The organism is Pseudomonas sp. KBS0707, from assembly GCF_005937945.2.
GTDB lineage: Bacteria > Pseudomonadota > Gammaproteobacteria > Pseudomonadales > Pseudomonadaceae > Aquipseudomonas > Aquipseudomonas amygdali.
In genome coordinates, this window is the sequence record NZ_CP041754.1 from 1,304,243 (window position 1) to 1,317,094 (window position 12,852).

At 58.5% G+C, this 12,852-nt stretch carries 10 protein-coding genes; 9 read left to right on the forward strand and 1 reads right to left on the reverse strand.

Annotated elements, in window-relative coordinates; translation table 11 throughout:
* Positions 1-43: 43 nt before the first annotated feature.
* From FFH21_RS06130 to FFH21_RS06165, 7 genes are all read left to right on the forward strand, one after another.
* Positions 44-1,450, forward strand: coding sequence for an ATP-binding protein (locus FFH21_RS06130; protein ID WP_004666131.1), 1,407 nt, complete (start codon positions 44-46; stop codon positions 1,448-1,450).
* Positions 1,451-1,619: 169 nt separating this feature from the next.
* Entirely contained in the window at positions 1,620-2,906 is a 1,287-nt protein-coding gene (locus tag FFH21_RS06135) for an ABC transporter substrate-binding protein (RefSeq protein WP_138858488.1), read from the forward strand.
* A 104-nt stretch (positions 2,907-3,010) separates the two neighbouring features.
* Positions 3,011-3,919, forward strand: coding sequence for a carbohydrate ABC transporter permease (locus FFH21_RS06140; RefSeq protein WP_011167944.1), 909 nt, complete (start codon positions 3,011-3,013; stop codon positions 3,917-3,919).
* Positions 3,912-4,757, forward strand: a complete 846-nt coding sequence (locus FFH21_RS06145; RefSeq protein ID WP_004656028.1) for a carbohydrate ABC transporter permease — start codon at positions 3,912-3,914, stop codon at positions 4,755-4,757. The genes FFH21_RS06140 and FFH21_RS06145 overlap by 8 nt, the downstream gene beginning before the upstream one ends.
* A gap of 2 nt (positions 4,758-4,759) precedes the next feature.
* On the forward strand, positions 4,760-5,926 hold the full coding sequence (locus FFH21_RS06150) for an ABC transporter ATP-binding protein (protein ID WP_004656029.1): 1,167 nt from the start codon (positions 4,760-4,762) through the stop codon (positions 5,924-5,926).
* Positions 5,927-6,052: 126 nt separating this feature from the next.
* Positions 6,053-7,414 carry a carbohydrate porin gene (locus tag FFH21_RS06155; RefSeq protein WP_004656031.1) on the forward strand — a complete coding sequence of 454 codons (1,362 nt, stop codon included), beginning with the start codon at positions 6,053-6,055 and terminating at the stop codon, positions 7,412-7,414.
* Between the two features lie 109 nt (positions 7,415-7,523).
* On the forward strand, positions 7,524-8,399 hold the full coding sequence (locus FFH21_RS06165; protein ID WP_011167945.1) for a D-hexose-6-phosphate mutarotase: 876 nt from the start codon (positions 7,524-7,526) through the stop codon (positions 8,397-8,399).
* A 1,192-nt stretch (positions 8,400-9,591) separates the two neighbouring features.
* On the opposite strand, the gene FFH21_RS06175 is transcribed toward FFH21_RS06165, so the two are convergent.
* Positions 9,592-10,458 carry a MurR/RpiR family transcriptional regulator gene (locus FFH21_RS06175; RefSeq protein ID WP_002552324.1) on the reverse strand — a complete coding sequence of 289 codons (867 nt, stop codon included), beginning with the start codon at positions 10,456-10,458 and terminating at the stop codon, positions 9,592-9,594.
* Between the two features lie 219 nt (positions 10,459-10,677).
* On the opposite strand from FFH21_RS06175, the gene zwf reads away from it, so the two are divergent.
* Together zwf and pgl are read left to right on the forward strand one after the other, a co-directional pair.
* A complete protein-coding gene (gene zwf / locus FFH21_RS06180) occupies positions 10,678-12,147 on the forward strand; it encodes a glucose-6-phosphate dehydrogenase (RefSeq protein ID WP_004656035.1) in 1,470 nt (489 codons plus the stop codon).
* Positions 12,134-12,847: a 6-phosphogluconolactonase gene (gene pgl / locus FFH21_RS06185; RefSeq protein WP_004666126.1), complete on the forward strand. Its 714-nt coding sequence runs from the start codon at positions 12,134-12,136 to the stop codon at positions 12,845-12,847. The genes zwf and pgl overlap by 14 nt, the downstream gene beginning before the upstream one ends.
* Positions 12,848-12,852 lie beyond the last annotated feature (5 nt).

Here is a 12,852-nt window from a genome sequence, read left to right on the forward strand (position 1 = left end):
GAAAAGAACCGGCCTGCCACTGCCGCGCTCATTGCTGGGGCGCATGCTGCTGTTGACGTTACTGGCGGTTCTGCTGGCTCAGACACTGTCCAGTGTGATCTGGCTCTCACAGTTGCGCGCCACACAGACCGAAGGGCTGGTGACCAGCGCGCGCAGCCTCGCGTACTCGATGGCGGCCAGTGTCAGTTACTTTCGCTCATTGCCGCTGGCCTACCGGCCCATGGTGCTGGATCAACTGCGCAGTATGGGCGGGACCCGTTTCGTCGTCTCGCTCAACGATCACCCGCTGGATATGCAAATCATGCAGCCCACGCCTCGCAAGCAGGCGGTGCTGGACGTGGTGGGCGAGGTATTGCGCCAGCGTCTGGGCAATGGGCCGGACATCACCGTATGGTTTGCGCGGCCCGATGAGCTGCGCATTTTCAACAGCGGCCTGAAGCTCGATGAATTGCCGCGTTCCTGGGCGCATTACGCACTGACACTTGAACCGGTGAACCCGCCGGTGCTGGTCACGCAAATCGAAATGGCGCCCGGTGAATGGTTTTACATTGCCTCTCTGCTGCCTGAGCCCTACACCTCGCTGGAGGAGCAGGAGCTGCCCCTTCAGCAGGTTTCATTCATCGTCCTGACCAGCATGTTTTTGCTGTTGTTCATCGGTTTGCTGGTGCATTGGCAGAGCCGGCCGCTCAAACGCCTGGCGCGGGCCGCACGGGACATGTCACTGGGCGCGGACGTCGAGCCGGTGGTCGAGGGCGGCGGCAGCGAGGTGATCGAGGTCAGCCGTGCGTTCAACGCCATGCGCACCCGTATCAGCCGCTACCTGACCGAACGGGGTCAGTTGTTCAGTGCCATCTCGCATGATCTGCGCACGCCCATCACCCGGCTGCGGTTGCGTGTCGAGCTGCTGGAAGATGAGCACATGCAGCGTAAATTCAGCCGCGACCTGGACGAACTGGAATTGCTGGTCAAAGGCGCGCTGCAGTGCGTCAAAGATACCGATATTCATGAAAACATCGAGCCGGTGGACCTCAATGCACTGCTTGATTGCCTGGTCGAGCCCTGGCTGAATGTTGAAGGCGACGGACGTGTCACCCAGCAAGGCGAGGCTCAGGCTGCCTATCCCGGCAAGCCGTTGGCGCTGCGGCGCTGCATGGGCAACCTGATCGACAATGCCCTTAAATATGGCCATCGCGCTCATCTGAAAGTCGAGGATAACGCCACGGCTTTCGTCCTGCATGTGGATGACGAAGGGCCTGGTGTGCCCGAACAACGTCTCGAACACGTTTTCGAACCGCATTTCCGTCTGGCGGGCAATCAGCAGCAGGGCTACGGTCTGGGCCTGGGTATCGCGCGCAACATTGCCCACAGTCACGGTGGCGAAGTCAGCCTGCAGAACCTGCGTGAGGGTGGGTTGCGGGTAACGTTGTACCTGCCGAGAACTGCGGAATGACGCGCTGCACAGTGGCTTTTAGCTAGCGATTGCACCGGGATTTCAATTGTCACCATCCTGTGACAATCGCGCGTCCCTTCGTTACTGTCGGCGCTTCAGGCTTGGTTAGACTCCCACGAAGCGCAAGCATCAGACTTGCTCATGCATAACAACAAGAAAGGTCAATTCGATGAATTCCATGTCACGTCTCGCTGTTGTCATCTCTCTCGCTTCGTTGTTCCCTCTGAGCGCTACTGCCGCTGAATCCAAAGGCACTGTAGAAGTTGTGCACTGGTGGACGTCGGGTGGCGAAAAGGCTGCGGTCGATGTTCTGAAGGCGCAGGTCGAAAAAGACGGCTTTGTCTGGAAGGACGGCGCCATCGCCGGCGGTGGCGGTTCCACCGCCATGACCGTGCTCAAGAGCCGTGCGGTTGCCGGTAACCCGCCAGGTGTTGCCCAGATCAAAGGGCCTGACATTCAGGAATGGGCGTCTACCGGTCTGCTTGATACGGACGCGTTGAAAGACGTCGCCAAGGCCGAAAAATGGGACTCGCTGCTGGACAAGAAGGTCTCCGACACCGTGAAGTACGACGGTGATTACGTAGCGGTGCCGGTGAATATTCACCGCGTCAACTGGCTGTGGATCAACCCTGAAGTCTTCAAGAAAGCCGGTATCGACAAGGCACCCACCACGCTCGAAGAATTTTACGCTGCGGGCGACAAGCTGAAAAAAGCCGGTTTCATCCCGCTCGCCCACGGTGGTCAGCCGTGGCAGGACAGCACTGTCTTCGAAGCCGTTGTGCTCTCGGTCATGGGCGCTGATGGCTACAAGAAGGCCCTGGTTGATCTGGACAAGGACGCGTTGACCGGTGAAGGCATGGTCAAGTCGCTCACCGAGCTCAAGAAAGTCGCGACCTACATGGATGCCGATGGCAAGGGCCAGGACTGGAACCTGGAAGCTGCCAAGGTCATCAACGGCAAGGCCGGCATGCAGATCATGGGTGACTGGGCCAAGAGTGAATGGACCGCAGCCAAGAAGGTCGCCGGCAAGGATTACCAGTGCGTAGCCTTCCCTGGCACCGACAAGGCGTTCACCTACAACATCGACTCGCTGGCGGTGTTCAAGCAGAAAGACAAGGGCACCACTGCCGCACAGCAGGATCTGGCCAAGGTCGCGATGGGCGAGGACTTCCAGAAAGTCTTCAGCATCAACAAGGGTTCGATCCCGGTTCGTGAAGACATGCTGTCCGACATGAGCAAGTACGGTTTCGACTCGTGTGCGCAAACCGCTGCCAAGGATTTCCTGGCCGATTCGAAAACCGGTGGCCTGCAACCAAGCATGGCGCACAACATGGCCACTACGCTGGCGGTGCAGGGTGCTTTCTTTGATGTGGTCACCAACTACATCAACGACCCGGCAGCTGATCCTGCAGCGACAGCCAAGCAGCTGGCCACTGCGGTCAAATCGGCCCAGTAACTCTCTCTGAACCGCCTGTACCCGCAGTTCGTGGTGCTGAAATCCTCTGTTGATTTCACCCGCGGCTGCGGCCTGGATTCGATACACCGGATGGGATACTCCCGATGAGCTCTGTCGCTGCGATCAGCAAAGCCTCGCCAATGGATGCGCTGCAACGCTGGCTACCAAAACTGGTGCTGGCACCCAGCATGTTCATCGTGCTGGTGGGTTTCTATGGCTACATCCTCTGGACATTCGCGCTTTCGTTTACCAACTCGACGTTTCTGCCGTCCTACAAATGGGTCGGTCTGGCGCAATACGCTCGCCTGATGGATAACGATCGCTGGTGGGTGGCGAGCAAGAACCTTGCGGTGTTTGGCGGGATGTTCATTGCCATCAGCCTGGTGATCGGTGTTCTGCTGGCCGTCCTGCTGGACCAGCGGATCCGTCGTGAGGGCATGATCCGCACCATTTACCTGTACCCGATGGCACTGTCGATGATTGTCACCGGTACGGCGTGGAAATGGCTGCTCAACCCCGGCCTGGGCCTGGACAAGATGCTGCGCGAGTGGGGCTGGGAAGGTTTCCGTCTCGACTGGCTGATCGACCCGGACCGCGTGGTTTACTGCCTGGTCATTGCTGCGGTGTGGCAGTCTTCCGGCTTTGTAATGGCGTTGTTTCTGGCGGGCCTGCGTGGCGTCGATCAATCGATCATTCGTGCTGCGCAGATGGATGGCGCGAGTTTGCCGATGATCTACTGGCGCGTTGTGTTGCCAAGCCTGCGTCCGGTGTTTTTCAGTGCCGTGATGATCCTTGCGCACATTGCCATCAAGAGCTTCGATCTGGTGGCAGCGATGACCGCCGGTGGCCCCGGTTACTCATCCGACCTGCCTGCGATGTTCATGTACTCCTTCACCTTTAGCCGCGGCCAGATGGGCATGGGCTCGGCCAGTGCGATTCTGATGCTCGGCGCGATCCTGGCGATTCTGGTGCCGTACCTGTATTCCGAGCTGAGGACCAAACGCCATGACTAGTCATGTTGGCAAACCGGGCATCAGCTTCAGTCGTATTCTGATTTACGCCGTGCTGATACTGGCCTGTCTGATTTATCTGGTGCCGCTGGTGGTGATGCTGTTCACCAGCTTCAAGACCCCCGAAGACATCGGCACCGGCAACCTGCTGAGCTGGCCAAGTGTAATCACCGCAATTGGCTGGATAAAGGCCTGGGACCTGGTAGATGGTTATTTCTGGAACTCGATAAAAATAACCGTTCCGGCAGTCATTATTTCCACCGCCATTGGCGCGCTCAATGGCTATGTATTGTCGATGTGGCGCTTCAAGGGCTCGCAGCTGTTCTTCGGTCTGTTGCTGTTTGGTTGCTTCCTGCCGTTTCAGACTGTTCTGCTGCCGGCTTCCTTTACGCTGGGCAAAATGGGCCTGGCCAGTACGACCACCGGGCTGGTGTTTGTGCATGTGGTCTACGGGCTGGCGTTCACCACGCTATTCTTCCGTAACTACTACGTCAGCATTCCCGATGCGCTGGTCAAGGCTGCACGGCTGGACGGTGCCGGGTTTTTCACCATCTTCGGGCGCATCATTCTGCCGATGTCCACGCCCATCGTGATGGTCTGCCTTATCTGGCAGTTCACCCAGATATGGAACGATTTCCTGTTTGGCGTTGTGTTCTCCAGTGGTGAGTCTCAGCCGATCACCGTGGCCCTGAACAATCTGGTCAACACCAGCACAGGTGCCAAGGAATACAACGTTGACATGGCGGCGGCGATGATTGCCGGCCTGCCGACACTGCTGGTCTACGTACTGGCTGGCAAGTATTTCCTGCGTGGGCTCACGGCCGGCGCGGTCAAGGGGTAATCATGGCGACTCTCGAATTACGCAACGTCAACAAGACCTACGGCAGCAACTTGCCGGACACGCTCAAGAACATCGACCTGTCGATCAAGGATGGCGAGTTTCTGATTCTGGTCGGCCCTTCCGGCTGTGGCAAATCCACCTTGATGAACTGCATTGCCGGTCTGGAAAGCATCAGCGGCGGTGAGATTCTCATCGATGGCCAGGACGTCAGCAGCACCAGCCCCAAGGACCGCGACATCGCGATGGTCTTTCAGTCCTATGCCCTTTACCCGACCATGAGCGTGCGTGAAAACATCGCGTTCGGGCTGAAGATCCGCAAGATGCCGCAAGCCGACATCGACGCGGAAGTGGCTCGTGTAGCCAAGCTGTTGCAGATCGAGCACTTGCTCAATCGCAAGCCGGGCCAGATGTCCGGTGGCCAGCAGCAGCGTGTCGCGATGGGTCGTGCCTTGGCGCGTCGTCCCAAGATCTACCTGTTCGATGAGCCATTGTCCAACCTCGATGCCAAGTTGCGCGTCGAGATGCGTACCGAAATGAAACTGATGCACCAGCGCCTTAAAACCACCACCGTCTATGTGACCCATGATCAGATCGAGGCCATGACGCTGGGCGACAAGGTCGCGGTCATGAAGGACGGTATCGTTCAGCAATTCGGTACGCCCAAGCAGATTTACACCGATCCGGCCAACCTGTTTGTCGCCAGTTTCATCGGTTCGCCGCCGATGAACTTCATCCCGCTGCGTCTGCAACGCAAGGATGGCCAATTGATTGCGCTGCTTGACAGTGGTCAGGCGCGTTGCGAGCTGCCGGTCGGGGTATCCGATGCCGGGCTGGAAGATCGAGAAATCATTCTCGGTATCCGGCCGGAACAAATTATGCTTGCTGGCGCTGAGTCGAATGGCATGCCGACCATCCGTGCCGAGGTCCAGGTGACCGAGCCGACCGGGCCGGACACGCTGGTGTTCGTCACGCTCAATCAGAGCAAGGTCTGCTGTCGCCTTGCGCCTGATGTCGCACCGCAGGTGGGCGAAAGTCTGACCCTGCAGTTCGACCCTTCCAGGGTGCTGATTTTCGATGCTCAGAGCGGTGAGCGTCTTGGGGTTCTGGGAACACCACCTTTGGCTGAACGGGCAAACAATGTTCCAGTTGAGCCGCAAGTGATAAATTGATTCAGCACCGAGCATCGCTGGCCGGCTGTCTACTGCCACAATGAAGCGGCCGACCGGCGAAAACGAAGCAGTGAATGAAGCAAAACGTCTACCAAAGCTAATAACAATAAAACGAGGATTGATGGGATGAAGAAGATCAACAAAGGTAAATCGCTTTCCCGGTTCCAGTTGGTAAGCACGCTGTCGGTGTTGGGTGCGATGGGGCTGGCAGGCAGTGTTCATGCGGCCGACGCATTTTCTGCCGATTCACCGTGGATGACTGGCGACTGGAACGGCAAGCGTACCGAACTGCTCGACAAGGGCTATGACTTCTCGCTGGAATACGTTTCCGAGATGGCCAGCAACATCAAGGGCGGTTACAACGACGACAAGACCGGCCGCTACAGCGACCAGTTCGCGCTGGGCATGAAAGTCGATTTGCAGAAGGCTTTCGGCTGGCAGGACGCAGAGTTCAAGCTGGCAATCACCGAACGTAGCGGACGCAACATCTCCAACGACCGGATCGGCGACCCTCGTGCCGGTACCCTCAGTTCCTCCCAGGAAGTCTGGGGTCGCGGCCAGACCTGGCGTCTGACGCAAATGTGGATCAAGCAGAAGTACTTTGACGGCGCGCTGGACGTCAAGGCTGGTCGTTTCGGACCGGGCGAAGACTTCAACAGCTTCCCTTGCGATTTCCAGAACCTGTCTTTCTGCGGCTCGCAGGTCGGTAACTATGTGAACACCTGGTACAATTGGCCAATCAGCCAGTGGGCCTTGCGCGTGAAGTACAACATCACGCCGGAAGTGTACGCACAGGTCGGCGTCTACGAGCAGAACCCGTCCAACCTCGAAACCGGCAACGGCTTCAAACTCAGCGGCAGCGGCACCAAAGGTATGATCCTGCCGGTTGAACTGGTCTGGACCCCGACCGTCAATTCGTTGCCCGGTGAATACCGTGTCGGCTTCTACAAGAGCACGCCCAACGCCGATGATGTCTATGAAGACGTCAACGGTCAGCCACAGGCAGCTACCGGCGCTGCGTTCAAGTCGCATGACAGCAAGCACGGCTGGTGGGTCGTGGCTCAGCAACAGCTGACTACTCACGATGGCGATGCATCGCGCGGCCTGAGCATTTTTGCCAACGCTACCGTGCATGACAAGGCCACCAACTTCGTCGATAACTACCAGCAGATCGGTTTCACGTACAAAGGTCCGTTCAACTCGCGTCCGAAAGATGACATCGGTATCGGTATCGCCCGTATTCACGTCAACGACGATGTGCAGGATCGCGTGCGTCTGGCCAACCAGATCAGCGGCATCAACGACTACGACAACCCTGGCTACCTGCCGGTCCAGAGCACTGAGTACAACTCGGAAATCTACTACGGCTTCCACGTCACCAACTGGCTGACCGTGCGTCCCAACCTGCAGTACGTCAAGCACCCTGGCGGTGTAGATCAGGTTGATGACGCAATTGTGGCGGGCATCAAGATCCAGTCGAAGTTCTGAGTACTGATTGACGCGTAACGCGATCAAAGGTCGTGTGTGCTTTGCGGGCAGCCTGGCTGCCCGTTTTTTTTTGGCTTGATCCTTTTATTTTTCAGGGACGCGATTGGCGATGACCTCTCTCGACGCGCAACTGCCTGAGCATCCATTGCAACGCTTCTTCCGATCCCGACGTGCCAGACCCACTTTCGAGTGGGAGCGTCACCAGCTGCGCGATGTACTGGTTATCGATCATCCGCAGTGTCAGGCGGTCTTCAGTCGCCAGGGCGCGCAGTTGCTGCATTTTCAGCCGCAAGGCCAGAAACCTTGGCTCTGGTGCGCTGCACAATGGCCGCAGGTGGGGGCGATTCGGGGTGGCGTGCCAGTGTGCTGGCCCTGGTACGGCCGACACCCCGGTGAAAGCGGCTGGCCGGCACACGGCTGGGGGCGCTTGCTGGACTGGAAACTGATCGACAGCAGCGAGAGCGAAAAGGGCGTCAGCCTGCACTGGCGCTTGCAGCTGTGGGACTGGCAGGTCGATCTGCATGCCGAGCTGGGGCAGGGCATGGAGTTGCGTCTGAGCACATGCCACGAGGACAGTGAACCGTGTCATTTCAGTCATGCGCTGCATGCGTACTGGCGGATTGGCGATGTGGCTGAAGTCGCGCTTGAGGGCCTTGATGGGGCGCAGGGTTATGACGAACTCAGCCGACAGGTCTGCCAGCAACATGGCGAATTGCGTGTGGCAGGCGGCTGCCAGCGAGTTTTCGAACATGCGGGAGCCCTGCAACTGCAGGACCCGACCTGGCAGCGCAGACTGAACATCGACACCGGCGACAGCGTCAATACCGTGGTCTGGCACCCCGGCAACAGACCGCTACTGGGGGTGTGTGGCAGCGAGACCGCAGGCTTTGTGCGCGTGGAAGCCGCTTCGGCTTCCGGCGACGCCTTCAGCCTGCAACCGGGCGAGCAGGTGCAACTCAAATTGCAGGCCAGCCTGGCGGGGTGATTTGCGTGTGACGCAGAGCGTCACGAACTGCATGCCGACGCGGAGCGTCGGCACGATAGTCAAGACCGCAGTCATTGCCGAAAAAGCGCTTTTCTATCGCGAAGGAACCCGACGAAGTCGGGCCGGAAACAGGAGCGAGGGGATTTGGTTACTTTGGCCCCATCAAAGTAACTCGCCGAGGGGCGAAAAGGTGAATCGAGTCGAGCCGAAATCTCACTGAATCGCAGAACTGTGTGACGCAGAGCGTCACGAAGGGCATTACCACGCGGAGCGTGGGAACGAGAATCTGAGTCGAACGCCAATCCATTTGATGTCACAGATAGTGATATCTGAATCGTGCCTTTAACAAACTGATCTAAGCGCTTTTCAACCACGATGGCACAGACAACGCAGAGTGCGACGTTAGTGACGGATCAGTGCCAGGGCGAAGGAACCCGACGAAGTCGGGCCGGAAACAGGAGCGAGGGGATTTGCCTACTTTGGCCCCATCAAAGTAGGTCGCCGAGGGGCGAAAAGGTGACTCAAGTCGAGCCGAAATCTCACTGAATCGCAGAACTGTGTGACGCAGAGCGTCACGAAAGACATTACCACGCGGAGCGTGGGAACGAGAATCTGAGCCGAACACCAATCCATTTGATGTCACAGAACAGTTGTGTGACGCGGAGCGTTACGAACTGCGTGCCGACGCGGAGCATCGGCACGATAGTGATATCTGAATCGTGCCTCTAACAAACTGCTCTAAGCGCTTTTCAACCACGATGGCACAGACAACGCAGAGTGCGACGTTAGTGACGGCTGAGTCCTGGCGCTGATCCGGGGGATGCGAGGCAGGACGCCGAGCAAGTCGCACCGGGCCATGGATGGCCCGTTGCGGCGACCCCCGGATCAGTGCCAGGGCGAAGGAACCCGACGAAGTCGGGCCGGAAACAGGAGCGAGGGGATTTGCCTACTTTGGCCCCATCAAAGTAGGTCGCCGAGGGGCGAAAAGGTGACTCAAGTCGAGCCTGAATCTCACTGAATCGCAGAACTGTGTGACGCAGAGCGTCACGAAAGGCATTACCACGCGGAGCGTGGGAACGAGAATCTGAGCTGAACACCAATCCACCTGAAGTCACAGAACCGCTGTGTGACGCAGAGCGTCAAGAAAGGCATCACCACGCAGAGTGTGGGAACGATAGTCAACGACACCCAGTCAGCCTTGATCCTCGATCGGATAGCGGCTGTCATTCAGGCTTTCCTTGATCTTGCGCAGGTGCGGCTGGAAGTCGACGCCGCGGCGCAGGGTCATGCCGGTGGCCAACACATCGAGAACGGTGAGCTGGATGATCCGCGAGGTCATCGGCATGTAGATGTCGGTATCTTCCGGCAATGGAATGTTCAGGCTCACAGTGCTGGCCTGCGCCAGTGGCGAGCCAGCGGCGGTCAGGCCCAGCACCGAAGCGCCATTTGCACGGGCGATGCGGGCCACTTCCACCAGCTCGCGCGTGCGCCCGGTGTAGGAAATGATCACGAACAATTCGCCGGTATGGGCCACCGACGCAATCATCCGTTGCATCAGCACATCGGCATGCGCCGTGACCGCCAGGTTGAAACGGAAGAATTTGTGCTGCGCATCAAGCGCCACCGGCGCCGAGGCACCCAACCCGAAAAAGTGGATCTGCCGTGCCTGGATCAGCATGTCCACGGACTTGCTGATCAGCGCCGGGTCCAGTTGCTGGCAGGCGCTGTCGAGCGAAGCAATGGCGCTACCGAAAATCTTCTGGGTATATGCCTCGGGATTGTCGTCGGCTTCCACAGCGCGGCTGACATAGGCTGCGCCGCTTGCCAGGCTCTGGGCCAGTTGCAGTTTGAGCTCCGGATAACCGCTGACGCTGAACGAGCGGCAGAAGCGGTTGACCGTCGGTTCGCTGACCTTGGCGGCCTGGGCAAGCGCTGCAATGCTCAGCCGCGTTGCCATCTGCGGGTTGAGCAGGATCACTTCGGCCACCTTGCGCTCGGCCTTGTTCAACTCATCGAGTCGGCCCTGGATTTGCTCCAGGAGGTTTCTTACGCGGTCCATTCAAAGTCCTTGTCGGGGGCTGATTCACCAACGGTTTTGGCCTGAGCTTTTTTTAGCTCTTTAGCCTGTAGCAAAGGTGGCCTATCGTACTGAGGGCCTGTGTTGATCACCACTGGAATATGCTTTTAGGCAGAATGTTGTGGTTATTACTACATATGGCCTTGAGTAACGCCTTTAAAAAAGGTATTTGTAGCCTAACTTGATAAAAGAACCAACATTATGCCCTTGATTACGGTTGAACCGTGCACATTTGCCCTGTTTGGTGCCCTGGGGGACCTGGCGGTACGCAAGCTGTTCCCGGCTCTTTATCAGCTTGATCGCGCTGGACTGCTGCACGAAGACACAAAAATTCTTGCCCTGGCGCGTGAACCCGGCGACGAACAGTCGCATCTGGCGTATATCGAAAAATCCATGCGCCGCTTCATTCCCGAGGCCGAACTCGAGCCCGACAACCTGGGCCGGTTTCTGGCGCGCCTCAGCTACCTGCATGTCGACTTCCTCAAGGCTGAGGACTACGTCGCGCTTGCCGAACGCGTCGGCACCGCCGAAACCCTGATCGCCTATTTCGCCACCCCGGCCTCGGTCTACGGCGCAATCTGCGAGAACCTCGCTTCGGTCAATCTGGCCGAGCGGACGCGCGCCGTCCTGGAAAAACCCATTGGCCACGACCTGGCTTCTTCGCGCCGGGTTAACGATGCAGTGGCGCAGTTCTTCCCGGAAAACCGCGTCTATCGTATCGACCACTACCTGGGCAAGGACACGGTACAGAACCTTATTGCCCTGCGTTTCGCCAACAGCCTGTTCGAAACCCAGTGGAACCAGAACCATATTTCTCATGTGGAAATCACGGTTGCCGAGAAGGTCGGCATCGAGGGCCGTTGGGGCTACTTTGATCAGGCCGGTCAATTGCGCGACATGATTCAGAACCACTTGCTGCAACTGCTTTGCCTGATCGCCATGGACCCGCCCAGCGATCTGTCGGCAGACAGTATTCGCGACGAGAAGGTCAAGGTGCTCAAGGCGCTGGCACCGTTCACGCCCGAGCGTCTGGCGACCCAGGTGGTGCGTGGCCAGTACACTGCTGGCTACAGCGAAGGCAAGGCGGTGCCGGGTTATCTGGAGGAAGAGAACTCCAACACTCAGAGCGATACTGAAACCTTCGTCGCGTTGCGTGCCGATATCCGCAACTGGCGCTGGTCGGGTACGCCGTTTTATCTGCGTACCGGCAAGCGCATGCCGCAGAAAATGTCGCAGATCGTGATCCATTTCAAAGAGCCGCCGCACTACATCTTCGCGCCTGAACAACGTTTGCAGATCAGCAACCGCCTGATCATTCGCCTGCAGCCCGACGAAGGTATTTCCTTGCAGGTGATGACCAAGGACCAGGGGCTGGACAAAGGCATGCAGCTGCGCAGCGGGCCCTTGCAACTGAATTTTTCCGACACCTACCGCAGCGCTCGTGTCCCCGACGCTTATGAGCGGTTGTTGCTGGAAGTCATGCGTGGCAATCAGAACCTGTTTGTCCGCAAAGATGAAATCGAGTACGCCTGGCAATGGTGCGATCAGTTGATCGCTGGCTGGAAGAAGGCGGGCGATGCGCCCAAGCCTTATCCGGCCGGAACCTGGGGGCCAATGAGCTCCATTGCCCTGATTACTCGTGACGGGAGATCCTGGTATGGCGATATGTGACCTTGAGCTGCCAGCAGGGCTGGTAGCACGTGATTTCGACACACCGCAGCAACTGGCTGATGCGCTGGCTGCCAACGTCGCCGAGCGCCTGAAGCAGGCAATTGGCGAAAACGGTCTGGCGACCCTGGTGGTGTCCGGTGGTCGCAGTCCGGTGGCCTTTTTCCAGAGCCTGGCCGTGCAGCCGCTGGACTGGTCGAAAGTAGTCATCAGCCTGGCTGACGAGCGTTTCGTGCCTACCGAGCATGCCGACAGCAATGCGGGCCTGCTGCAGCGCCACTTGCTGCAGGGTCCTGTGGCGAAGGCGAAGTTTCTGGGGTTGTACAGCGTGGCGGGCAGTGTCGAGGAGGCAGCGCTGGCTGCCGATCAGGCGCTGGCCGAGCTGCCACCGATTGATGTATTGATTCTGGGCATGGGCGACGACGGGCATACCGCGTCGCTGTTCCCTGGTAGCCCGAACCTGAAAGAAGCCCTTGATCTGCAAGGTGAGCGCCGCTGCCTGCCGATGCTCGCACCGAGCGTGCCGCATCAGCGCCTGACCCTGACCCGCCGCCTGTTGGCGTCGGCACGTTCGCCGATCCTGTCGGTGTCCGGCCAGGCCAAACTCGACACCCTGCGCACCGCGCTGGCGGGCGATGACCTCGCCGAGATGCCGGTGCGTGCGTTTCTCAACCCGTCTCTCGAGATTTACTGGTGCCCATAAGCAAA

Bases quoted from the DNA above. Each gene is read 5' to 3' on its own strand.
- FFH21_RS06155 (WP_004656031.1), top strand. From the start codon at position 6,053: ATGAAGAAGATCAACAAAGGTAAATCGCTTTCCCGGTTCCAGTTGGTA.
- FFH21_RS06165 (WP_011167945.1), top strand. From the start codon at position 7,524: ATGACCTCTCTCGACGCGCAACTGCCTGAGCATCCATTGCAACGCTTC.
- FFH21_RS06175 (WP_002552324.1), bottom strand. From the start codon at position 10,458: ATGGACCGCGTAAGAAACCTCCTGGAGCAAATCCAGGGCCGACTCGAT.
- FFH21_RS06130 (WP_004666131.1), top strand. From the start codon at position 44: ATGCTGCTGTTGACGTTACTGGCGGTTCTGCTGGCTCAGACACTGTCC.
- zwf (WP_004656035.1), top strand. From the start codon at position 10,678: ATGCCCTTGATTACGGTTGAACCGTGCACATTTGCCCTGTTTGGTGCC.
- FFH21_RS06140 (WP_011167944.1), top strand. From the start codon at position 3,011: ATGAGCTCTGTCGCTGCGATCAGCAAAGCCTCGCCAATGGATGCGCTG.
- FFH21_RS06135 (WP_138858488.1), top strand. From the start codon at position 1,620: ATGAATTCCATGTCACGTCTCGCTGTTGTCATCTCTCTCGCTTCGTTG.
- pgl (WP_004666126.1), top strand. From the start codon at position 12,134: ATGGCGATATGTGACCTTGAGCTGCCAGCAGGGCTGGTAGCACGTGAT.
- FFH21_RS06150 (WP_004656029.1), top strand. From the start codon at position 4,760: ATGGCGACTCTCGAATTACGCAACGTCAACAAGACCTACGGCAGCAAC.
- FFH21_RS06145 (WP_004656028.1), top strand. From the start codon at position 3,912: ATGACTAGTCATGTTGGCAAACCGGGCATCAGCTTCAGTCGTATTCTG.